This window comes from Pseudomonas sp. R2-37-08W, assembly GCF_003851705.1.
Taxonomy (GTDB): Bacteria; Pseudomonadota; Gammaproteobacteria; order Pseudomonadales; family Pseudomonadaceae; genus Aquipseudomonas.
The window spans coordinates 2390441-2413202 of sequence record NZ_CP027728.1 but is presented as its reverse complement, the minus strand read 5'-3'; the positions used below and the strand labels follow the sequence as shown (position 1 = coordinate 2413202).

Here is a 22762-nt window from a genome sequence, read left to right as displayed (position 1 = left end):
AGCCCCTTCAAACCGCAGCCAACGCTTGCAGCTGCTGCAGGTCCTGTACCTCAAGTTCAATCCCCGTTTCCTGCGACTTCGCCCGTGCGCGATGCCGCCGATCCCCCGGCAACCGCCGCAACCCCGCCGCATGCATCTGCCGCACCAGTTCCTGGCTGCGCACCGCAAAGCTTTGCCCGGCAGTCTTGCTCGGGTCGATCACGATCAGCAGCTGGCCTGTCCACGGCGTACGCGCCCCCGGATGATCAGCCCAACTGAATTCGAACGAAAAATGACCGCCCGTTAACGCGGCCGCCAGCAACTCGACCATCATCGACAGCGCCGAGCCCTTGTGCCCGCCAAACGGCAACAGCGCGCCGCCTTCCAGAATGGCTTTCGGGTCCTGGGTCGGCTGGCCCAGGCTGTCCACGCCCATGCCCGGAGGCAAGCGTTCGCCCTTGCGCGCGGCGATCTGCACGTCGCCATGGGCGATGGCGCTGGTGGCCAGGTCGAACACGATCGGCGGGCCGTCGGCGCGCGGCGCGGCAAAGGCAATGGGGTTGGTGCCGAACAACGGGCGGTCGGCGCCGTGGGGCACCACGCAGGTCATGCTGTTGACCACGCTCAAGGCCACCAGGCCCTCGTCGGCAAAAGGCTCGACGTCTGGCCACAGCGCGGCGAAATGGTGGGAGTTGTGGATCGCCAGCAACGCGATCCCGGCGCTGCGGGCCTTGGCCACCAGCAATGGCCGAGCGGCAGCCAAGGCCGGTTGGGCAAACCCATTGCAGGCGTCTACCCGCACGAAACCGCTGGCCACATCCGTCACTACCGGCTGCGCCTGGCCGTCCACCCAGCCGCTGGCGAGGGTACTGAGGTAACCGGGGATGCGGAAAATGCCATGGCTATGGGCGCCGTCGCGCTCGGCGCTGGCGCAATTGTGCGCCAGGATCGCAGCCACTTGCGGCGACGTACCGTGCTTCACGAACACCGCCTGCAGCAACCCCACCAGGTCGTTGAAACCGATGAGCGCTGTCGCGTTGTCAACTATCGGGGACTGGGCAGACATCTGTAGCTCCGATTTTATAATTGGAAGAGACAACAAGAATCCAGACCGACGATTAAACAACGCCTCCCGTGCCTGCTGTCAACGGGCGCTTGACGTCTGAGCCAGTTATCTACCGCAGCACGCCCGCCGCCGCCCTCTACGTTGACGGTTCATAACCGCGCAACAATGGAGAATGCCGGATGGCGAATGTGACCGTGCCCTACTTTTTCGATGAATTCCTGCATCCTGTCAGCCGCAAGGAGCCCACGCCACGGGAGCGTGCGCTGGGCTTCACGGTGAAAGATCTGAATTGGCTGCACACGCTGTACTACGCCACTGACACGGCACGCAGGGACACGACCTTAAACGAGTACCCCATGCTGGTGGAAAGGTTGCTGATCAACCCCACCGGCACACACCCCACCCCACTGGCAGGCGCCTTTGTCATCAGCCCGACGCCGGACGAGGCAAAGGCCGTGCTCTACACCCCGTACGGTGGGCTGGAGCTGTTCGACAGCCACACCGCCCTGCTCAATGAAGTGGACGAGCGGCTGAGGCAACCTGCACAACGCAGCGATTTGCTGCGCTTTTTGTCTATCGACGAGCAGGATGCGCTGCCGCTGGCGGTGCGCCTGACCGCGACCACCTCCGTCATCCAGGGTGCGGTGATGGAGGACCAGCAGCAAGCCATCCTGGACGGCCAGCAGAAAAACGTAGCAGTCATGCTCGACGAGTTGCGCAAACTCCCAAGCCTGCACGGGATGCTCGACACCTTGCTCGGCATCATGGCCCGCCCCTATTTCCCGGGCCTGAACCAGCGCGATACACGGGTGAGCTTCTTCAGCCGAGAGTCGCCCGCAGAAGACCGTCGATGGGTCACCTCCGAGCCCCTGCGCGATGCGCTGTTGCGTTTTTATGTGAATCACGCGTGGCCGACGGACCAGACGCATACTTTTTCCAATATCGGTCTCGACACCGCCACCCATACCCCGGAGCAACAGGCTCAAGACCAGCAGCGTTGGGACAGCGTGATCGAACAAACCAGCGGCATACTTTCAACGTTATTGAACAGCCTGTTGCAGACCTACTGGAACGAGGACTTCAACGGCCGCCAGTCACGCCGACGCTTTTTCAGCCGGGTTATCAGTGACAAATGCCGCGTTGACCTGCTGTTCAAGCAACAGGAAATGATTCTGTCCGCCGATCAAAGTCAAAAACTGAGGACGCTGTTCCTTCCCGACCAAGCCGCGCGTACCGCCTCCGACAGTCGGCTGAGCGTAGAAAAGGTGCGCATACATGCGCCGTTTCAACATTACGTCGATCTGGCCAGCACCCTGATGATCAGCAATTCCCAGGCTTACCTCTACACCCAATCACGGGGTTTGCAGGTACTCGCAGACCTGAACGACCTTAACGATGCCCTGTTGAGCATGCTAAAAACCGCAGGGCACGAAGATGAGCTGCTCAATTTCCTATCCGTGGATGAGCGCAGTGTGTTTGTCGGCATGGATCATATTCAGGTAACCGGCAAGCCCGTCGCTGGCGAGGTGTTCCAGGAAATCATCGAGGACATCATCGCCAAGCAATTCGACAACCTGGAAACGGCCCTGGGGCTGTTTCGGCGCAGCGCGGGCGGCGTCGACCTGGCCGCACAAGTCGAAAGTGCCCTGGACGTACGGACCATGCTCGACAGCCGTTTGCTGGAGCAGGAGACGGACGGGCGCTGGAGCGTCCATCCCATCACCACTGACAGTGGCCGCCCCACCACGCTCCAGGCGGAAAAGTCCAAGCTGCACCTGCAGCGATTGCAAGCGATAGAGGCGGCAATGGCCGAGGAGCGCAGCCGGCATCCGACCTTGCGCGAACTGGCGGCCCATGCACTGGACGCCGAGTTGGCCAAGCGACAATTGGAGCTGAAGGCCGACGAAGTTCATATCAATACCTACCCCACCCAGGCCCTGGAGCGCGAAATCCGCACGCCCGAGGCCTCATCGAGCATGGTCGAGCACTTCATTGCGCGTCTGGTTCGGCAAACCGATGCGCTGAGCGAGTCCACCCTGACCTGGTTTTACGGCGACCGCCATGCAGGAGTCGCCTATAAGCTGAACAACCTGACCATCGACATCTTCAATTCAATCATCGAGCGAGTCCTGGGCACGTTTTCACGTGACGACCTGCGCGCACTGCCCACTATCTTCCTGGAGAATAACCAGGCGCACCTGAGCCTGGGCATGTTGCAGGGTTTGAGCGGTGAGGCGCAGTTGAGACGGCTGCACAAGAGTTTGCCGGCCCAAAGCCTCGCCCTGCTGGACAGCGTTCTGAACGCCAACAGCATGACCCGGATGACCCGTCACGGCCTGAACGGGTTCATACCGGATGCCTTTGGCCTGACCCTCAAAACCGGCGCGCAGAGCACGCCTCAGGCCCTGGCTAACTGTTTTGTGCTGACCGAACGTGGCGGCACGGACCCCATTCATTCAGGAACGGCGCTGCTGTGGACGCCACGTAACGGCTACGAGGCCTATGGGTCGATCAAGGCCCTGCGCCAAGCAGTAGAGCAACGCTTGCAAGACCCCCTGAAGCGATTAACCCTGCTGGAAAACCTGCCGATCTCCAAGCGTGTCCCCCATCAGGCCTGGCAGCTCGGCCCACTGCGGCGTATCGATGACCACCTGCTGCACGACCGGCAACAGAGCTACAGCGACTTCACGCGAGACGAGATAGACCATTTATTCTCGATGAAATTGAACGCAGAGCGCTTTCAGGACTGCATGGACAGCATCATCCGCCGGGCACCACCAACCAACCTGCCCCGGTCCATTGCCATTGCGCGGGCCCTGATCAACCTGCAAGCGCTGCCGGTATGGCTGGGCATGGCAAGCCCCCGCGAGCAACGCCTGCACGCCGAACTGCTCGAGCAATACCGCATCAGCGCGCCGGACGAGCGTGACTACCTGCACAGCATCACGCCTCTGCGCGACGCGGCCAGGAGCACCCTTTCAACCTTGCTCGATAAGCGCTTTCCAGGGCAATCGATCAACCCGGACAACGTACTGATACCGAGTCGTATCGACTTGAAGGGCAGCGCGCAGACCCTGACCGACTTCGCCCTGCGGCACTTGCCCGAGCTGCACGCCGAAGACATCAAGCCACTGTCGCGTACAGCCACCGAGCTACCGGCGGGACTGGACGGCGATGCCATCGTGCAACTGGTTCGACAACTGGACTTGAAAAGCATCTTCCAGAAGCAGCTGACCACTGACCTCAAAGGCCAGACCGAAGATAGCCGCGAGCGTCGTCAATTGTTCTGTCGGCAATTGCCCTGGCAGTTGCTGCACTATGCCCATCAACAAACCCTGGATGAGCGGCTGTCCGCGTCGGCCTGGGGCTTCATCCGGCATGTCTTCGATATGCCCGACGCGCTGGCGCGTGCCGCCGTGGCGGGCGTAACGGCGATCATTCGGCCCCTCGAACTGCTCGCCACCCCAGGCGCGGCGCTGGTCAAAGCGTTGGGCTGCTACTTGATCGGTCCCAAGGCCGGCGCTTCGGGCCCCCTGATCCTGTACGCCCCCTACAGCCCCACACATGGCTTGAAGGAATATGCCAATGAAGCGGCGTTCCTCAACGAGTTGACCACGCCCGGTGCGCTGCAGGACTGGGTAGTCGGCCAGTTGGAGGCGCCCGAGCAAGCCACTTACCGCAATTTGCTCAACGAAAAACCGCGCCATGAGCGCTCGGAGATCAGTTTTGGGGCAACGCCTATCACCGGCAACCTGCTCAAGCGGCTGTTTGAAGACAATGCCGAGATGCTCCTGGGAATGCTGGCCTCCCAGTTCTCGCGATCAGGCCAGGCAGCATGGGATGCGGTCACCAGCCTGCTGACCCAGGAAATCCCCAAAAGCCTGCAGTTCCTGGCCGGCAAGCTGGCCTACCCGTTGGCGGTGTGGCGCAGCTACAAACTGTTCAAAACCTCCGCCGAAGACTTGCAGCAATACCGCTGGCAACATGCGCTCAAAACCTTCATCGGAGGCGTGGCTGCATTAGCCTCCCTGCGCGAGGGCCTGGACCAACTCTTGCCGCAAACGCCCGCCCCAAAGGCAGACGTGAAGCTGGATGTGGTGGATTTGACGGCACCCTGGCGCACAGAGCTGCAAGCCTTTGAACAGCACGATATCGCCTTGCGCGATCTGGCGCTGAGCGCGCAAACCCACCTCTATCGGGACAAGACCGGCATCCGGCATTTCGTGCCGTTGGCGGGCAAGGTGTACCCGGTGAAAAGTGCCGGTGAGCGTTGGCGCCTGAACCAGGACGAGCTGCGGGGCCCCTATATACAACGCGACGCCCAGGGCGCATGGGTGCTGGACCTCGACCGGCATCATCCACTTTACGGCAAAACGTTGAGTCGCTTCTCAGACAAGGTTCAGACGCGAGGAGCCGAACGCGACTCCATCAATATCGAAGCGGTGGGGATGAGGCAAATTGCAGCGTTATCCAGCTGGAAAGCGCAGTGCATTGATGAAGCGCTCAACGTGGCGACTTATTACACGGTCACCTGTAAACGCAACCTCCTCCACTACGCGACACACCTGGATCCCCTCAGCCGGCTCGGGCGGATTTTCGGTGAGTTGTTCGGCGTGGTCACATTGACGCTCGATCAGGTGGGAAGAATCGAGCGGCGCATCGATGAGGTACTCAACGAGTTGACCAACCACACCTTGATCAACCCCGACTCAGAGCGTTTTGTCTGCGGCACCCATCGCTACAATCCGCGACAATCCTTTGCTTTCGTGATTCCCAAGGATGCGGGCCAGAAGATCTATTTGCTGGACCGCTTCTTCGACCCGCCCATGGACATCTATCAAAATCATCTGAACATCCCCTTCGACATCTCGGCCCATGCACGAGCTACCATATTGATTCACGAGATAACCCATCTCAAATCCCAGACCGAGGACCTGGCCTACCTGGACAGCATGCGGCCGTTCCCAGACCTGATCAAAGTCAGCACCCCGCGTACCAAGCTGATGCAGACCGACCTTTCGGACCTGCGCTTAAACGCGCTGTCCCTCATGACGCCGGTCAGGCTGCTGTTCAAGACATGGGACGACTTCAGTCAAGCATGGGAAGATTTCGGCAGCAGTGAAGCCACGTCGGCGCAAAAGGCAAAGGTACTGAGCACCACCGGTGGCCGAACGCTGGATGACGCCCGGTCGATCTTCATGAGCAATGCCGACAAACGTATCGACACGATCCTGGCCAATGCCGACTCCGTCACTTACATGATCAGTGAACTCGGCCGAGAGCTGGATATAGGAGCCTGAACAGGCTCCCGGCGGGAATGTGCTGATTTTCAGGTCACGCCAAACGAGAACAAGTTCCAATTGATATGCAATTGCCATGACGGCTGTTCTCGCTGTCCGCCTCGGGAGGTTAGAATGTGCGAAATCAGGATGAGTTAATGAGCGAAAAGTCCCTTACAGAAGCCGAATATGACGCCATCACCGACGCCGCCGCGCATTGGTGCATGCGCATGCATGCGGGCGACTGCACGGCGGCGGAGCGTCAAGCCTTTACCCAATGGCACGATGCGCACCCGCTGCACGCTTTCGAATACGCCGCCATGCTGGAAATCTGGGAAGTCGCCGACCACCTGCCCCGCAGCCCGGCACCGCCGCTGGTGTTGCCGTTCAAGCCGCGCTCGCGCTGGCGCACCTACGCGGTCGCAGCCGCGATTTGCCTCGCCGCGCTACCCCTGGCCGCGTTCACTGGCTGGGAAGCCGGCTGGTTGCCCAGTTCCTATAAGCGTTTCGAAGCGGTCAACGGTTTGCGCAACATCACCCTCGGCGATGGCAGCCAGGTGGAATTGAACCTGGGCACCGAACTGGTCTACAGCGACTACAAGGACCAGCGACGCGTTACGCTGAAAAAGGGTGAAGCATTTTTCAAGGTCAGCCATGACAGCGCCCACCCCTTCATCGTGCGCGCAGGGGAAGGCCAGGTGCGGGTGACCGGAACTCAGTTCAACGTGTGGAAATACGAAGACAAGGTCCGGGTGATGCTGCTCGAAGGCTCGGTGCAGATCGCCAGTGACAACCTGCACCCCTGCGTACAACTGAGCCCGGGCATGCAGGCCAGCTATCATCAGGGCGACACCACGCCCGAGGTCCAGGCCTTCAACCCCAATGACAGCGCGCTGGCATGGCGCACCGGCAAGCTGGTGCTCGATAACCTGGCCCTGGCCGACGCCCTGCCGCTGATCAACCGCTACCTGGACAAACCCGCGATGCTGGCGGACGCGAGCACCGGGACCATTCGCATTGGCGGTATCTATAACCTCAGTGAGGTCAACAACCTCATCCCTTCCCTGCCCAAGGTGCTGCCGGTCTACCTGACCCAGAACCAGGATGGCAACCCTGTACTCAACTCCATTCCGCGTAAAACGCCCAAAGGCTGAGCCTGCGGCTACCTGTCCATTTTTGAAACACCCAACTGCGCTGAATCGCCCAGTGGCTGCGGATTCACGATTTTGTCATGGGCACTGTTTCACCAGTGATACAACTGGCGCGAGCGGCGGAGCACACCGCGCCGCAGGGCGACTGTCTCACGCGTGAAACACTCCAGCCGATCAATCCTCCAGTGCAACTCGCAATACACTGAATCCAGAAGAAAAATAAAAAGCGGCACGCCTTCTGCTCTTTCCCTGACAGCGCTGTTTAGGGTCAGCGTGAATAACAAGGACTGCCGCCGTGAACGCACTCACTCATGCCTCGATAAACGCACTGCTGATCAGTTGCGTGCTCAGTGCTGGCATCAGCCTGCCGAGCCAGGCGGGTGATGGCGTGATCGTGACAGGGCGCACCGTGCAAGGTCATATGTACGGGCGCACCTCGCTTCCGGACCCCTACCCCAACACCGCCAACGCCAACCCCAGCAAAGAAGTGAACAGCGCCATTTCCGGCGAACTCAGCGATGTGGACATCGGCGGTATTCGCAGCGGTTCGAGCCTTGCGCGTTCCCTCCAGCCCAGCGCTAATCAGGCGGGCTTGAGCGCCACGCAAAACGGCATGTCGACCCTGGGCACCGGCGCAGCCGCCGGCCACGGCGCGGGCAGCGGCATGGGTGGGCAGATCAGTGATTCGATCCAGCGCGGCATGAGCCCCTTGAATAACCTCGGCAGCATGATGGGGGGCAAGTGATGAAGCGCCTCGTGCTGATGGTGGCGCTGCTGGGCAGTGCGTCGACGATGGCTGACAACACCGCCGTGATCCAAGGCAGCGGTAACCAGTACGAAGGCGTGCTGTCGATCAACCAGGCGGCCGGTAACCAGCAACAGATGTCCAACAGCCGCGCCATTGTCCTCGGCGGCCAGGCCACCAACCTCAACATCCAGAAACTCGACGGCAACGTCGACCCGTCCTTGAACGCCAAGGCGGCGATCCTGGGCACCTCTTTCAGCAACGGCAACGGCGTGCTGGGCATCAACCAGTCGGCCGGGGCCAATAACCAATCGATCAACGCCGTGCGGATCAGTCTCAATCCTGGCCCGCAAAGCATCGATGACAGCGTCCTGTTGCAACAGAACACGACGCAGTTGACCGACTCAGGGCTCACCCCCACCACTGGCAGCCGCCAGGTCGTGACCAGCGACCAGGCCTTCACCGGCAGCCGAGGAGTGATTCAGGTGAACCAGAGTGCCGGGGTGGGGAACCGAGTGGCTAACACCCTGGGTATCACTATCAAGTGAACGCTTGGTAGCACTGGCTGGACCGTACCAACACTTAACCCAACTAATTAGAAGCAAGGAGAAACACCATGAAACCTCAAATGGCTCTGAAACCAATGGTTTTCGCTCTCGCCGCACTCATGGCTGCCGCCGCTCAAGCAGGGGGAGGCTGGCATCCGGCGCCTCAACCTACCGGTACTGTTGCCGCTGTGGTCACTGATGTGCAAAAAAGCCAGCACAGCAAATTCGACGACACCAACACCGAAAACAACGCCTCTGCCGACGGTTCGGTCACCGGCAACAGCGGTAACGTGGGCGTGAACGTGCAGTCGGGTTCCGGCAACCAGGCTGACAACGCCGGTGCCATCTCCAGTGCCAAAGGCGACTTTGCCACGGTGTTCGCGGTGATCGATGTGGATCAAGGCAGCAGCAACAACAACTTCGTCAACAAAGGCACGCAAAACAACGCTTCCCTGGACAACTCCGTCAACGGCAACTCCGGTAACGTCGGTTACAACGGCCAGGCCGGGCAAGGCAACCAGGGTAAAAACAACCTGGCAATCACCACCGCTGACGGCAAGAACATCGCAGCGGCTTCCAACACCGAGCAGAACTCGCTCAACAACAGCTACCTCAATAGCGCCACCAGCAGTCATGGCTATGGCAAACCGCAATACGTGTCCAACAACGCCAGCCTCGACAATTCGGTTAACCGCAACTCCGGCAACGTGGGTGTGAACCTGCAATCCGGCGCCGGCAACCAAGGCAGCAACAGCCTGTCGATCGGCCAAGGTTGCAGCGTCTGCGCCAGTGGCGTGCGCTTCTGATCCAACGGGGCCTTGGCAACAAGGCCCCTTTTTATTCCAGTGTCCAACAGGTCATTCGATCATGCGCCTCGCGACCCTCACCCTCCTGATGTTACTCACCGGCCCTGCGTGGGCAGGCACCATGGCGATCTCCGCCATGCCTGGCGGTGCGGTGATTTTCAAGAAGGTCGAGAGCATCCGTGAACGCCGGTTCGCCAACCTGGTGGAACAGAAAACCGATTTCAGCTGCGGTGCCGCGGCACTCGCCACCATCCTGCGCCAGGCCTATTGGCTGGACGTCGACGAAGATCACCTCATCAAAGGCATGCTGCTCACCGCCGATCAGGACCTGGTGCGTACCCAGGGTTTTTCCATGCTGGACATGAAGCGCTACCTCGAAAGCATCGGCATGCGTGCCCGGGGCTACAAGATCGCGCCAGACACCCTGATAACCGTGAAAATCCCGGTGGTGGTGTTGCTGGAAATCCGTGGCTACAAGCACTTCGTGGTGATGCAGCGGGCCGACAAGGACTGGGTGTATATCGGCGACCCGGTGCTGGGCCATAAGCGCTATTCGCGGGATGACTTCGTCAAGGGTTGGAATGGCATCGTGTTCGCCGTATTGGGCGAAGGCTACGACAAGACCAACGTGTTGCTCGACCCGCCTGCGCCGCTGACCGCCAAGAACCAGTTGAACGAGTTCCGGCCCGTAGGCGACGCCGAGCTGATGGATTTCGGTTTTATCCAGAGCGACTTCTTCTAGAAGCGCAATAAGGAGCAGGACGCTCCAGGAGCAAAAGATGAACACTTCCCGTTGGCTGACGGTTTTGTGTCTGGCAGCCTCGATGCCCGCTTATGCTTCATCGGGTTTCAAACCGATCGAACTCAAGGATTCGGAAATGGCCGAGCTGCGCGGCCGCTATGTGATGCCGGGGCGAATCATCAGCTTCGGCATTGTCATGAGCAGCACCTGGACCAATGCCGTGGGCGACAGCATCACCGGCAAGGCCAGCCTGCAGCTCGACAAGGCCACCATCACCCCGCAGTTCTACGTACAAACCACCGGTTCGGCGGGGGCTGGGAGCAACCAGGACATCGGCGCCGGCAATGTGGTCGGCGGCGCGGGCCTTGGCAGTGGCCAGGGTGTGATCCAGAGCGTGCGCACCGCTGGCGATGGCAACACCGCCCACAACACGGTGGGCATCAACGTCACCCAGGACGGCTTTGCCCCTGCCAACATCGTGCAGTCCGGGCAGGTATTGGTGGCCGGCGGCACCGTCAGCGGCGACAGCCCGGCAGGCCATGTCAGCGTGTCGGCCAACCATGGCGGCTTGCAGATGGCGATCCAGGCCAACCACAACCAAGGCAACAGCCTGCAGCAGATCGGCGGCGGGAATGTGCTGCAAGGGACGGTGCTGACCGGCAATAGCAACTTCGTCAACAACATGACCCAACTCAACGTCGTGATGAACAATAACGGTTTGAACAACGGCGCGTTGAACTGCAACCTGGATCAACTCAAAGGCCTACGCACGCTCGGTTATTGAACTACGCTGACCCTCGACACTTACGCATCAAAAAGGACGGCTTATTTCATGCATAGATCGATATCGCTCCGCGCGGTGATCTGTTTAAGTACGCTCTTGCCCGCCTCCGTGCTGTATGCCGCACCGGATGCCGATATCGAGACCCTCAAGCGGGAACTCCTGGAACTCAAGCAACGCTACGACGTGCAGCAAAAGGCCCTGGCCGTGCTGGAACAACGCGTGCGCCAGGTGGAAGATCAACCGCAGACGCCAGCGCCCAGACGCCTGGCCAAATCCCCCGCCGACTTCAAGAAAGGCGGCACCGTGGTCGCCGGCACGGGCGCGGCTGCGGCATCGGGTGGTGCCGGCGGCGGCAGCTCCTACGGCCAGTCACTCAAGGACGACTCCGCCCCGGCGCAAAGCGTGAGCAACCTCTACAACGAGGCCAGCGGCTTTTTCGGCAATGGCAAGTTCAGCTTGGAAACCGGTGTCACCTATGCCCGTTATGACGCGCGCCAGCTGACCCTCAACGGCTTCCTCGCGCTGGACTCGATCTTCCTCGGCAACATCAACCTGGACCGGATCAAATCCGACAGTTGGACCCTGGACCTGACCGGGCGCTACAACGTCGACAATCGCTGGCAGTTCGACCTCAACGTGCCGGTGGTCTACCGCGATTCGACCTATCAGTCCGGCGGCGCCGGCAACGATGCCACGGCCACCTCGGAAGGTTCCGTCACCCGCGACCCGACCATCGGCGACGTCAACTTTGGCGTGGCGTACAAATTCCTCGATGAAACCCCCACCCTGCCGGATGCGGTGGTATCGGTACGGGTGAAGGCGCCGACGGGTAAAGAGCCGTTTGGCATCAAACTGGTCAAGCAGCCCAACAACGACAACCTGTACATACCGGAAAGCCTGCCGACGGGCAACGGCGTCTGGTCGATCACGCCGGGCATTTCCCTGGTCAAGACCTTCGACCCTGCCGTGCTGTTCGGCTCGCTGTCGTACACCCACAACTTCGAAGACTCATTCGATGACATCAGCAGTGAGGTCAATCAAAAGGTCGGCGGCAAGGTGCGCCTGGGTGACAGCTTCCAGCTCGGCGTCGGCGTAGCCTTTGCGCTTAACGAGAAGATGAGTATGTCGTTCTCGGTATCGGACCTGATACAGCGCAAAAGCAAACTCAAGCCCGACGGCGGCGACTGGCAGTCGGTGGTCTCCAGCGATGCCAACGCCGGCTACTTCAACGTGGGCATGACGATTGCCGCATCGGATAACCTGACCATCGTGCCGAACCTGGCGATCGGGATGACCGATGATGCGCCGGACTTTACCTTCAGCCTGAAATTCCCGTATTACTTCTGATCGAGAGCCGTGCGCCTTTAAATGTGGGAGGGGGCTTGCCCTAATGCCAGTCAGTTAAGAGGTAGCAGGAGCGAGAATTAACTTGTGGCGAGGGAGCTTGCTCCCGCTGGGGCGCGAAGCGGCCCCAAACAATGGGACTGCTGCGCAGTCCAGCGGGAGCAAGCTCCCTCGCCACAGGTTCGGTGTCGCCTTAACTGACTGGCATTAGGGCTTGCCCCCGATGGCCCTAGCGAATCTGGTGTTTATGCAACAACCGGTAGAACGTCGGCCGCGAAATGCCCAGCACGCGGGCGGCGACGCTGAGGTTATCGCTGTGCCGATGGAGCACATCACACAACGCCTGACGTTCGGCGCGGTGTTTGTAATCTTCCAGTGTCGCCATCGGCGGTGAAGCCGCCTGCTCGCCTTGCAGTCCCAGATCAACCGCTTCGATCTGGCGCCCTTCGGCCAACACCAGGCCACGGCGCACGCGGTTGGCCAACTCACGTACATTGCCTGGCCACAGGTGCTGCCCCATCGCCACCAATGCATCTTCGCTGAAGCTGCGCGGGCGGCGGCCGGTTTCCTGGCTATAGAAGCGCGAAAAGTGATTGGCCAGCATCGCCACGTCACCATGGCGGTCGCGCAAGGGTGCCGTGACCACTTGCAGGACGTTCAGGCGGTAATACAGGTCTTCGCGGAAAGTGCCCTTTTCCACGGCGGCCTCAAGGTCTACGTGGGTGGCCGCCAGCACCCGCACATCCACCGGGATAGGATGGCTGCCGCCGACGCGCTCGATCTGTTTCTCCTGGAGAAAGCGCAACAGATTGGCTTGCAGTTCCATCGGCAGGTCGCCGATTTCATCGAGGAACAGCGTGCCACCGTGGGCGGCCTCGATGCGTCCGACCTTGCGCTGGTGCGCACCGGTGAACGCCCCCTTTTCATGGCCGAAGAGTTCGGATTGGATCAGGTGTTCAGGTATCGCCCCACAGTTGATCGCCACAAACGGCTTGGCGCGCCGCTGCGATTGCCGGTGCAGGGTTTTGGCCACCAGTTCCTTGCCGGTGCCGCTGTCGCCCCGAATCAGTACCGGGGATTCAGTGGGCGCCAACTTCGACAACAACTTGCGCAGTTCACGAATGGGCCGGCTGTCGCCCAGCAGCTCATGCCCAGGCCCACCCACGGGGGTGTTGCCCTTGCCGCGCAGACGCGCCATGCCGAAGGCGCGTCCCAGGGTGACCTGCACCCTCGATACGTCGAACGGCAAGGTGTGGAAGTCAAAGAACCATTCGCAGACGAAATCGCCGACGTTCTGCAGACGCAATACATCCTGGCTGAGTACCGCGATCCACTCGGTGCCGCTACGGCCAATCAGCTCCTTGACCGCTTCGGGGCGTTCCAGATGACACGGCTGCAGCCGCAGCAGGCCGACATCACAGGACCTATCCCCCACCGCTTCCAGGGCACAGCTGTCCACGTCCCATCCGACCGTGCGTAAGGCCGGTAGCAATCCATGGCAATCCGCACACGGGTCGACCACCAGCAAACGGCGTTGGACGGGGGACACAATCATGAATATTCCTTGGCGTCAGAACAGTAACGTTATTAGAAACAACTGTTTGTGATGACTGACAGGGACCTTAGCAAAATTTTGACGCAGCCTTTGTAACCATTCGCTATAAGTGCGGGCAAAACGCCACCTATGTTTGAACTGTTAACGCCTGGGTTGAGCTTTTAAAACAGCGACTTACATGACATTAGTCAGGAAACATTAAAATTTGTTGCTCTAGCATGTGACCCGCACCCCACCATCGCGCATCAGTACAAGTAACCCACCGCACGGTCAGCCCAACCGCCGGTACTCACTTGAATGGGCATATAGAGAGACGACCCACATGAACGCTCCGCTGCGCATCAACGAAGCTCTTTTGATTGCAGACCGCGCTTTCCAACCCTTTCAGTGCGTGGCCTGGCACGATGGCAATGGCGCCCTCAGCCTGAGCGTCATCGACCGCACCAATACCCGCATCGGCAGCAAACAGCTGTCCTCGAACACTTACACCGACCCGGCGCAACTGGAAAACCTGTTGTTGCAGGCGCGTGCCGAGCTCGACAAAGATGGCTACAAGTTGCAGCAGTGGGCAATGCCCAAGTAAGTCGGCAGGTTAACTTCCGATCACGGCACTCGCGTGATCGGAAGTTGGACTTACTTATTGCGCGGACAGAATAAATCGCTCGAACGCTTCAGCCGCGCCGTCTTCGACATTACTGCCGGTGACGACGCTGGCCTGACGCTTGACGGTTTCTTCCGCCTGGCCCATCGCGATCGATAAACCGGCCACCTGGAACATCGCCGGGTCGTTGCCACCGTCACCTATGGCCGCCGTTTGCGCAAGCGGCACCCCAAGGTGCGCCGCAATGGTCTTCAAGGCCTCGCCCTTATTGGCCAGCATCGCCGTCACATCCAGGTAAACCGGCTGCGAACGCGACACCTGGGCCAAGCCCTGTACCTTGGGCTGCAATTGCGCCTCCAGTTCCACCAGCAATTGCGTGTTGTTGCTGGCGGCGACGATCTTGTCGACCCGGTCCAGGTACGGCTCGAAACTCTCAACCACCACCGGCCCATACCCCAGGCCATCGGCTTCGCGCTGCACCATCGGCCCTGGCGGGTCACGGCGCAGCCAATCGCCGTCGGCGAACACCCACACTTCCACGTCCGGCTCGGCGGAAAACAGCGCCAACGTCACCAGGGCTGCTTCCGCCGGCAGATGGTGGGCCACCAGGATGCTGCCATCCGGGTTGATCAACGTACCGCCGTTGAAACCCGCCACCGGCACGTCGATGCCAAAGGTTTCGATCAAATGCAGCATGGCCTTGGGTGGTCGCCCGCTGGCCAGGCTGAAAAACACCCCGGCCTCACGCAGCGCGCGCACCGCATCGGCGGTGCGCTGGCTCAGGCTGTGATCCGGGTGCAGCAACGTGCCGTCCACGTCACTGAGGATAAAGCGGATGGGATGAATCGCTGCATCACTCATCCGAGGCTGTGCCAGGTGCGACCATCACGGGCCAGCAAGGTGTCAGCCGCCGCCGGGCCATCTTCGCCGGCCTTGTAGGTCTGGATACCGTCATCTTCTTTCCAGGCATCCAGGAACGGCTGCACGGCACGCCAGCCGTTCTCGATGTTGTCGGCGCGCTGGAACAACGTCTGGTCGCCGGTCATGCAGTCGTAGATCAGCGTCTCGTAACCGGTCGACGGTTGCATCTCGAAGAAATCCTTGTAGTCGAAGCCCAGTTCGATATTGGCCATCTCCAGGGCCGGCCCAGGCTTTTTCGCCAGCAGGTCGAACCACATGCCTTCGTTCGGCTGGATCTGGATTTTCAGGTAGGTGGGCTTGAGCTCATCGACCTCGGTGTCGCGAAATTGCGCGTAAGGCGCCTGCTTGAAGCAGATCACGATCTCGGTGTCGCGGATGCTCATGCGCTTGCCGGTACGCAAGTAGAACGGCACGCCGACCCAGCGCCAGTTGTCGATCATCACCTTCAGCGCAACGAAGGTCTCGGTGCTGCTGTCGGGCGCGACGTTGGCTTCTTCACGGTAACCCGGCAGCGACTTGCCAGCGATTTCACCGGCGGTGTACTGGCCGCGAACGGAATTGGCCCGCGCATCTTCCAGGGACCAGGGGCGGATTGCCCCCACCACCTTGGCCTTCTCCCCGCGCACCGCGTCGGCACCGAAGGCAGCAGGCGGTTCCATGGCAACCATGGCCAGCAACTGGAACAGGTGGTTGGGCACCATGTCTCGCAGGGTGCCGGTTTTTTCGAAGAAACTGCCGCGGGTTTCCACGCCGACCGTTTCCGCAGCGGTGATTTGCACATGATCGATGTAATGATTGTTCCAGAACGCTTCGAACAGCACGTTGGAAAAACGGCTGATCAGGATGTTCTGCACCGTTTCCTTGCCCAGGTAATGATCGATGCGATAGATCTGTTTCTCGCTCATCACCTTGAGCAGGCACGCATTCAAGGCTTCGGCGGAGGCCAGGTCGGAACCGAACGGTTTCTCGATGACCACGCGGCGAAAGCCCTCCTCGGTTTCATTGAGCAACCCGGCGCTGCCCAGGCGTTGCACCACTTCACTGAAGAAGCGCGGTGCGGTCGCGAGGTAGAACACGGCATTGGCGGTGCCGCTGTCGGCAATTTTCTGCGCGATATCCGCGTAGGTGCTGTCGTCGAGGAAGTCGCCCTCGACGTAGCTGATGCCTTTGGCCAACTGGGCCCACAGGTGTGGGTCCAGCGCATTGTCGGCATTCCCCCGGACTTTGCTGGCCGCCTCGGTGCGAATGAAATCCTCGAGCTTCTTGGCAAAGTCCGCGTCGCTGACGGCGTTGTGATCAACGCCGACGATACGCAGGCCATCGCCCAGCAACCCGTCGCGGCTCAGGTTGTACAGCGCCGGCATCAGCAGGCGCTTGACCAGGTCGCCATGGGCGCCAAACAGGAACAACGTAGTGGGTGGAGCGGGTTCGGCCTTGGGTTTCTTGCCGTTGGCGGTCATTTTTTGGAAGTCTCCACGTGGCCGCCAAAGCCGAAGCGCATGGCCGAGAGCATTTTGTCACCGTAGGTGCTCTGCTGGCGCGAACGGAAACGGGCGAACAGCGAGGTGGACAGCACCGGTACCGGCACCGCTTGCTCCATGGCCGCTTCGATGGTCCAGCGGCCTTCGCCACTGTCGGCCACGGAGCCGGAGTAGCCGTCAAGTTTCGGGTCGGTGGCCAGGGCATCGGCGGTCAGATCCAGCAGCCACGACGACACCACGCTGCCACGGCGCCAGACTTCGGCGATGTCGGCCACGTTCAGGTCAAAGCGCTGATCTTCCGGCAGGTTTTCCGAGTTCTTGGTCTTGAGGATGTCAAAACCTTCGGCAAACGCCTGCATCATTCCGTATTCAATGCCGTTATGGATCATCTTGACGAAGTGACCGGAGCCCGCTGGGCCAGCATGGATATAACCCTGCTCGGCACGCGGGTCGGCAGAAGCCGAACGGTCCTTGGTGCGGGGGATGCTGCCGATACCGGGGGCGAGGCTCTTGAAGATCGGGTCGAGGCGCTGCACGGTTTCCACGTCGCCGCCGATCATCATGCAGTAGCCACGTTCCAGGCCCCAGACACCGCCGGAAGTGCCGACGTCAACATAGTGCAGGCCCTTTTCCGCCAGGGCCTTGCCGCGACGCACGTCGTCCTTGTAATTGGTATTGCCGCCGTCGATGATCACGTCACCGCTTTCCAGCAGCTCACTGAGTTCATTGATGGTGTCTTCGGTCGGCGCGCCCGCCGGCAGCATCACCCATACCGCGCGCGGCTTTTGCAGGCCGGCCACCAGGGCCTCCAGCCCGGCGACGCCGGTGGCGCCCTCCTCGCTCAAGCCCTTTACGAATGCTTCATTACGGTCATAAACAACGGTGGAATGCCCATTGAGCATCAGGCGCCGCGCAATATTACCGCCCATGCGGCCTAGTCCGATAATCCCCAGTTGCATGTGCTGATGCTCCTAACTGCAAAAAAATGTGTGACATAGTTTATAGCGCAATGAGGCTAATGAGGGTTAGTCCAGAGCAGATCCGTGTAGTTTCATGGCAAAAAAGTTGCCATCATTTCACCATCACCCCTGCAAAAGTCACACGACCACCAAAAATAAAAAAGTTCCCTTGATGTGAAAAAGAATTCAGACTTACCTCCGACTGTTGCCGCGAACCGATCCGGCAGCGCCGTTGACCGCTATTTGCGAGGTAAGCAATGAGCACAGCACAGATGACCCGACCGCCTCAGACCCTCTACGTCAGCATCCGCCGCGATGAATTGCGCCAGTTGAAGGACGAGCGCGATCAGTTGCAACAGGAAGTCCTGCGTCTGCGCTCACATCTGCAGGCCCAGCTTGAACTGCCGTCCGGCGCCAAGCCCGCGCTCTGCTGAGCCGCCCTGGCGAGCCCGTAAGGCAATACCTACAGAAAACTCACGAAGTTTTCACACACTTATCCCGATACTCCCGCCCGCGATGCCGCTCACTGTCTGAGCGGCCCGATGTTGCGCGCCTGTGCGCGACGATTATTTTCTGATGGGGCGCTGGATGGCGATGTTCAAACGCAGCACGACGACTGCGAAAGGCTTTGATTGGGCCGGCCTTGGCTGGTTATTCCTGTTTTTCTGGTATTTCTCTGGGATTACCCAACTTCTTATCCAACTGACCGGCACGTCCGGCTTCAGTGGTTTCCGCCAGGCGTTCTTCATGAGTGCGCTGTGGCTGGCGCCGATGTTGCTGTTCCCCCGGCAAACACGCCTGCTCGCTGCCTTGATCGGCGTGGTGCTGTGGGCCTGTTCCATGGCCAGCCTGGGTTATTTCTTCATTTACCAGCAGGAATTTTCCCAGAGCGTCATCTTCATCATGTTCGAGTCGAACATTTCTGAAGCGGGCGAATACGCCACCCAGTACTTTGCCTGGTGGATCGTGCTGGCGTTCATCGCCCACACTGCCTTCGCGGTTTTCCTGTGGACACGCCTGCGCCCGGTGTACTTGCCTCGCGGTCAGTCGATCGTGGCGGCGATCGCCATTGTGTTGGCCGTGGTCGGCTACCCGCTCGTCAAGCAGATCGCCACCAGCGAAACCATGGAACTGGCCATCGACCGCTTCGAAACCCGGATCGAACCGGCCGTGCCGTGGCAGATGATCGTCGCCTACCGCCGTTACACCGAACAGCTGGACAATATGCAAGGCATGCTGACCAGTGCCAGCCAGATCCCACCGCTGAAGAACCTCAAGGACAGCATGGCCGGCCAGCCGTCCACCCTGGTGCTGGTGATCGGCGAGTCCACCAACCGCCAGCGCATGAGCCTGTATGGTTACCCGCGTAACACCACGCCGGAACTGGACAAGCTGCGCGACCAACTGGCGGTGTTCGACAACGTCATTACACCGCGCCCGTACACCATTGAAGCGCTGCAGCAGGTACTGACCTTCGCCGACGAAGAAAACCCGGACCTGTACCTCAAGACGCCGTCGATCGTCAGCGTGATGAAACAGGCCGGCTACAAGACCTTCTGGATCACCAACCAGCAAACCATGACCAAGCGCAACACCATGCTCACGACCTTTTCCGAACAGGCCGACGAGCAGGTGTACCTCAACAACAACCGGAACCAGAACGCCCGTCAATACGACGGCGATGTACTGGCCCCGTTTTCCAAGGCCCTGGCCGATACCGCCGAGCGCAAGTTCATCGTGGTGCACCTGTTGGGCACGCACATGAGCTACCAGTACCGTTATCCGCAGACGTTCGACAAGTTCACCGACCGCCAGGGCGTGCCGCCCGGTGTCAGCGATGCACAGCTGCCGACGTACAACAGCTATGACAACGCGGTGCTGTACAACGACTTTGTGGTGTCGAGCCTGATCAAGGACTACGCCAAGACCGACCCCAATGGCTTCCTGCTGTACCTGTCGGACCACGGCGAAGACGTGTTCGACTCGGCCGGCCATGACACCCTGGGCCGCAACGAAGGCAAGCCGACCGCGCCGATGTACACCATTCCCTTCATGGCCTACGCCTCGCCCAAGTGGCGCGAAAGCCACGATTGGAGCTTCGCCGGCGACCTGCAACGGCCTTACAGCAGTTCGCAGTTGATCCACACCTGGGCGGACCTGGCAGGTTTGAGTTTCGATGAACTGGACCACAGCAAAAGCCTGGTCAGCGACAGCTTCAAGCCGCGCCCTTTGCTGATCGGCAACCCTTACGAAACCAAGCAAAAGGCGTTGATTGACTTCAGCTTGATCAAGCCGAAAAAGGCCGACAGCACCGACGTGGTAGCCAAGTAACCAGCGGCTCGTAACAAGAAGATAACAATCATTCTCGTTTAAACCTAAAGATCCGCGCCTCCTTTCGTCTTTGAGCCATGCCCACCCCATCCGGGGCGGTCTCAAAGACGACAAGGAGTTTGCCGCGATGCTCGCGCCGTTTACCCGTTCCATCACCTTTACCCTTGGCCTGTTCAGCCTTGCGCTGAGCCCTGAACTGCTGGCCGAAACCGATCCCGAACACGCCCCCGCCAACGCTCTCGAACTGGGCGCCACCACTGTCACCGCCGAAGGCCTGGGTGCGACCACCGAGCACACCGGCGCCTACACCACCGGCTCCATGAACACCGCCACGCGCCTGAACCTGTCGATCAAGGAAACCCCGCAATCGATCTCGGTGATCACGCGCCAGCAGATGGACGACTTCAACCTCAACACCCTGACCGACGTGCTGCGCCAGACCACCGGCGTCAACGTCCAGCACAACGATTCGGACCGCGTGTCCTACACCTCCCGTGGCTACGGCATCAACAACTTCCAGATTGACGGAATGCTCAACACCTTCGGCTACATGAAGAGCGACGCCGACACCATTATCTATGACCGGATCGAAGTGGTGCGCGGCGCCACCGGCCTGACGACGGGCGCGGGTGACCCCTCGGCCACCGTCAACATGGTACGCAAGCGCCCTACCGCCCAATGGCAGGCGAAAACCGGGATCAGCGGCGCTACCCATGACAACTACTACAGCTACCTCGACGTCGGCGGCCCGCTGGCCTTCGACGGCAAACTGCGCGGGCGCAGCGTCCTGGCCTACCGTGACAGCAAATCCTTTCGCGACAACTATGCCCTGCAGCGGGCGGTCGGCTACGGCATTCTCGAGGGTGACCTTTCCGACGACACCGTGCTGGCCGTAGGCTTTGATTACCAGGACAAGCAGGTACAAGGCACCTCCTGGGGCACCGTGCCGTACTGGAACAGCCAGGGCGGCAAGGCTGGGCTGTCGCGCTCCACCAACATGGCCGCGCACTGGAGTTCCTGGCCACTGACCGACAAAACCACCTTCGCCACCCTTGATCATCGGCTGGGCGGCGACTGGCATCTGAAGGCGGCCTACACCCATCGCCAGAGCGATACCGATGGCAAGGTGTATTACGGCGGCGCGGGGTTCCCCAATGCCGACCGCAGCGGCATGACGGCCTGGGCCAGCCATATGCGCGGCACCTCGAGAATGGAAGCCATCGACCTCAACCTGGCCGGCAGCTACGCGCTGCTGGGCCGTGAACACGCGCTGATGATGGGTTATGGCGAGGCCGCGCAGCGGGACAGTTCGCCCTTCATGCGCACCGACCTGCCCTCCAGCTACTACTCCATCGAGGACTGGAAACACATGGGCGGCATCGGCAAGTTCAGCGATTACGTCACCGACCTCAAGGGTGAACACAGCAAGAAACAACAGAAAGCCGGTTACCTCGCGACTCGACTGAGCCTGACTGACCGCCTGCACGCCGTACTCGGCAGCCGCTACGGCAGTTGGGAGCTGCAAAGCGCTACCCCCAAATACGACGCCAACGATCAACTGACCGCGTCCGGCAAAACCGGGCAAACCCATAATGACATGTGGACGCCCTACGCCGGGCTGCTTTACGACATCACGCCGCAATACACCGTCTACGCGAGCTACACCGACATTTTCAAGCCGCAGGATGCGCGTGATGCCAACAAGAAATACCTGGAACCGGTGGTGGGCAGTAACTATGAGGTGGGGCTCAAGGGCAGCGTACTCGACGAGCGTCTGAACCTGGCCGCCGCGTATTTCTGGAGCACCCAGGACAACGTCGCCGAGCGGGACGACTCGGTGCCGCGCAACCCGGCCACCGGCGAGGAGTACTACAAGTCCGGCGGCAAGGGCAACAAGGTGAAGGGTTTCGAGCTGGAAGCAGCCGGGGAAATCACCCCGGACTGGAACCTGACGGCAGGCTACACCTACACCCATTCGGTGAATGGCGCAGGCACACGCAACAACACCGGCCAGCCGTTGAACCTGCTGAAAATATCCAGCGCTTACCGCCTGCCGGGAACCTGGCGCAACCTGACCGTGGGCGGCGCGGTGACTTGGCAAAGCGAGATGTATGACTTCGGCGACCGCCCCACGGGGGCGCGCAACAGCGAAGGCAGACCGATAACCACGCGGGAGAAAATCACGCAACAGGGCTACACCGTGGTCAACCTGATGTCGCGCTACCAGTTCGATGAACATGTTACGGCGTCGGTTAACGTCAACAATTTATTTGATAAGAAATATTACGAACGCGTTGGCTTTTATAACGGCGTGTATTGGGGCGATCCACGTTCAGTCACGCTGGCACTTGACTGGCGGCTATAACACCCCCTCGCGAAGTTAACAAAATTGTTAACTTCGCAGGTGAACTTCGTTAATTCCCACTTAATAGGATAACGCCATAGTCGCCCCACGATCAGATCAGGGAGT

17 protein-coding genes are annotated in these 22762 nt (G+C 60.3%); 12 read left to right on the top strand and 5 right to left on the bottom strand.

All coding sequences use genetic code 11. From position 1 onward, the window contains the following. Positions 1–7 precede the first annotated feature (7 nt). Positions 8–1045 carry an Ldh family oxidoreductase gene (locus tag C4J93_RS11320; RefSeq protein WP_124429341.1) on the bottom strand — a complete coding sequence of 346 codons (1038 nt, stop codon included), beginning with the start codon at positions 1043–1045 and terminating at the stop codon, positions 8–10. A gap of 179 nt (positions 1046–1224) precedes the next feature. Between C4J93_RS11320 and C4J93_RS11315 the strand changes: the two genes are divergently transcribed. The 8 genes from C4J93_RS11315 to C4J93_RS11280 all read left to right on the top strand — a co-directional run bounded on the left by C4J93_RS11315 (position 1225) and on the right by C4J93_RS11280 (position 12447). Beyond that, complete coding sequence (locus C4J93_RS11315; RefSeq protein ID WP_124429340.1) at positions 1225–6345, top strand: dermonecrotic toxin domain-containing protein; 5121 nt, start codon at positions 1225–1227, stop codon at positions 6343–6345. 137 nt (positions 6346–6482) lie between these two features. Further along, a complete protein-coding gene (locus C4J93_RS11310; RefSeq protein WP_124429339.1) occupies positions 6483–7478 on the top strand; it encodes a FecR family protein in 996 nt (331 codons plus the stop codon). A gap of 292 nt (positions 7479–7770) precedes the next feature. Next, on the top strand, positions 7771–8220 hold the full coding sequence (locus tag C4J93_RS11305) for a hypothetical protein (RefSeq protein WP_124409562.1): 450 nt from the start codon (positions 7771–7773) through the stop codon (positions 8218–8220). Further along, positions 8220–8768, top strand: coding sequence for an adhesin (locus C4J93_RS11300; protein WP_124362393.1), 549 nt, complete (start codon positions 8220–8222; stop codon positions 8766–8768). Before C4J93_RS11305 ends, C4J93_RS11300 begins: the two co-directional genes overlap by 1 nt. Before the next feature lie 68 nt (positions 8769–8836). Then, positions 8837–9574 (top strand): hypothetical protein, encoded by a 738-nt coding sequence (locus C4J93_RS11295; RefSeq protein ID WP_124429338.1) that lies wholly within the window; start codon positions 8837–8839, stop codon positions 9572–9574. A gap of 61 nt (positions 9575–9635) precedes the next feature. Next, entirely contained in the window at positions 9636–10316 is a 681-nt protein-coding gene (locus C4J93_RS11290) for a C39 family peptidase (RefSeq protein ID WP_124366640.1), read from the top strand. A 37-nt stretch (positions 10317–10353) separates the two neighbouring features. Further along, positions 10354–11100, top strand: a complete 747-nt coding sequence (locus C4J93_RS11285) for a hypothetical protein (RefSeq protein ID WP_124429337.1) — start codon at positions 10354–10356, stop codon at positions 11098–11100. 48 nt (positions 11101–11148) lie between these two features. Continuing rightward, complete coding sequence (locus C4J93_RS11280; RefSeq protein WP_124429336.1) at positions 11149–12447, top strand: autotransporter outer membrane beta-barrel domain-containing protein; 1299 nt, start codon at positions 11149–11151, stop codon at positions 12445–12447. 226 nt (positions 12448–12673) lie between these two features. Here the strand turns inward: C4J93_RS11280 and C4J93_RS11275 are convergent, their stop codons facing one another. Further along, entirely contained in the window at positions 12674–13999 is a 1326-nt protein-coding gene (locus C4J93_RS11275; protein ID WP_124429335.1) for a sigma-54 dependent transcriptional regulator, read from the bottom strand. Positions 14000–14321: 322 nt separating this feature from the next. On the opposite strand from C4J93_RS11275, the gene C4J93_RS11270 reads away from it, so the two are divergent. Further along, positions 14322–14582 (top strand): hypothetical protein, encoded by a 261-nt coding sequence (locus C4J93_RS11270; protein WP_124362387.1) that lies wholly within the window; start codon positions 14322–14324, stop codon positions 14580–14582. A 54-nt stretch (positions 14583–14636) separates the two neighbouring features. On the opposite strand, the gene C4J93_RS11265 is transcribed toward C4J93_RS11270, so the two are convergent. Genes C4J93_RS11265 through gnd form a run of 3 tightly spaced genes read right to left on the bottom strand, consistent with a single transcriptional unit; the run spans position 14637 to position 17961 of the window. Beyond that, complete coding sequence (locus C4J93_RS11265) at positions 14637–15461, bottom strand: HAD family hydrolase (protein ID WP_124403851.1); 825 nt, start codon at positions 15459–15461, stop codon at positions 14637–14639. Continuing rightward, on the bottom strand, positions 15458–16981 hold the full coding sequence (gene zwf / locus C4J93_RS11260) for a glucose-6-phosphate dehydrogenase (protein WP_124414403.1): 1524 nt from the start codon (positions 16979–16981) through the stop codon (positions 15458–15460). Before zwf ends, C4J93_RS11265 begins: the two co-directional genes overlap by 4 nt. Continuing rightward, the gene (gnd, locus tag C4J93_RS11255; RefSeq protein WP_124362384.1) at positions 16978–17961 is read right to left on the bottom strand and encodes a phosphogluconate dehydrogenase (NAD(+)-dependent, decarboxylating); all 984 of its coding nucleotides are present in this window, start codon (positions 17959–17961) and stop codon (positions 16978–16980) included. Before gnd ends, zwf begins: the two co-directional genes overlap by 4 nt. Before the next feature lie 272 nt (positions 17962–18233). Here gnd and C4J93_RS27130 point away from each other — a divergent pair, with 272 nt between their 5' ends. The 3 genes from C4J93_RS27130 (at position 18234) to C4J93_RS11245 (ending at position 22657) form a co-directional block, all read left to right on the top strand. After that, complete coding sequence (locus tag C4J93_RS27130) at positions 18234–18395, top strand: DUF6026 family protein (protein WP_163001709.1); 162 nt, start codon at positions 18234–18236, stop codon at positions 18393–18395. A 154-nt stretch (positions 18396–18549) separates the two neighbouring features. Beyond that, complete coding sequence (locus tag C4J93_RS11250) at positions 18550–20292, top strand: phosphoethanolamine transferase CptA (protein WP_124370351.1); 1743 nt, start codon at positions 18550–18552, stop codon at positions 20290–20292. Between the two features lie 127 nt (positions 20293–20419). Next, a complete protein-coding gene (locus tag C4J93_RS11245) occupies positions 20420–22657 on the top strand; it encodes a TonB-dependent siderophore receptor (protein WP_124429334.1) in 2238 nt (745 codons plus the stop codon). Positions 22658–22762 lie beyond the last annotated feature (105 nt).

Excerpts from the sequence above, each read along its gene's own strand:
- C4J93_RS11320 (WP_124429341.1), bottom strand. The coding sequence starts at position 1,045 with ATGTCTGCCCAGTCCCCGATAGTTGACAACGCGACAGCGCTCATCGGT.
- C4J93_RS11315 (WP_124429340.1), top strand. The coding sequence starts at position 1,225 with ATGGCGAATGTGACCGTGCCCTACTTTTTCGATGAATTCCTGCATCCT.
- C4J93_RS11310 (WP_124429339.1), top strand. The coding sequence starts at position 6,483 with ATGAGCGAAAAGTCCCTTACAGAAGCCGAATATGACGCCATCACCGAC.
- C4J93_RS11300 (WP_124362393.1), top strand. The coding sequence starts at position 8,220 with ATGAAGCGCCTCGTGCTGATGGTGGCGCTGCTGGGCAGTGCGTCGACG.
- C4J93_RS11295 (WP_124429338.1), top strand. The coding sequence starts at position 8,837 with ATGAAACCTCAAATGGCTCTGAAACCAATGGTTTTCGCTCTCGCCGCA.
- C4J93_RS11290 (WP_124366640.1), top strand. The coding sequence starts at position 9,636 with ATGCGCCTCGCGACCCTCACCCTCCTGATGTTACTCACCGGCCCTGCG.
- C4J93_RS11285 (WP_124429337.1), top strand. The coding sequence starts at position 10,354 with ATGAACACTTCCCGTTGGCTGACGGTTTTGTGTCTGGCAGCCTCGATG.
- C4J93_RS11280 (WP_124429336.1), top strand. The coding sequence starts at position 11,149 with ATGCATAGATCGATATCGCTCCGCGCGGTGATCTGTTTAAGTACGCTC.
- C4J93_RS11275 (WP_124429335.1), bottom strand. The coding sequence starts at position 13,999 with ATGATTGTGTCCCCCGTCCAACGCCGTTTGCTGGTGGTCGACCCGTGT.
- C4J93_RS11270 (WP_124362387.1), top strand. The coding sequence starts at position 14,322 with ATGAACGCTCCGCTGCGCATCAACGAAGCTCTTTTGATTGCAGACCGC.
- C4J93_RS11265 (WP_124403851.1), bottom strand. The coding sequence starts at position 15,461 with ATGAGTGATGCAGCGATTCATCCCATCCGCTTTATCCTCAGTGACGTG.
- zwf (WP_124414403.1), bottom strand. The coding sequence starts at position 16,981 with ATGACCGCCAACGGCAAGAAACCCAAGGCCGAACCCGCTCCACCCACT.
- gnd (WP_124362384.1), bottom strand. The coding sequence starts at position 17,961 with ATGCAACTGGGGATTATCGGACTAGGCCGCATGGGCGGTAATATTGCG.
- C4J93_RS27130 (WP_163001709.1), top strand. The coding sequence starts at position 18,234 with ATGACCCGACCGCCTCAGACCCTCTACGTCAGCATCCGCCGCGATGAA.
- C4J93_RS11250 (WP_124370351.1), top strand. The coding sequence starts at position 18,550 with ATGGCGATGTTCAAACGCAGCACGACGACTGCGAAAGGCTTTGATTGG.
- C4J93_RS11245 (WP_124429334.1), top strand. The coding sequence starts at position 20,420 with ATGCTCGCGCCGTTTACCCGTTCCATCACCTTTACCCTTGGCCTGTTC.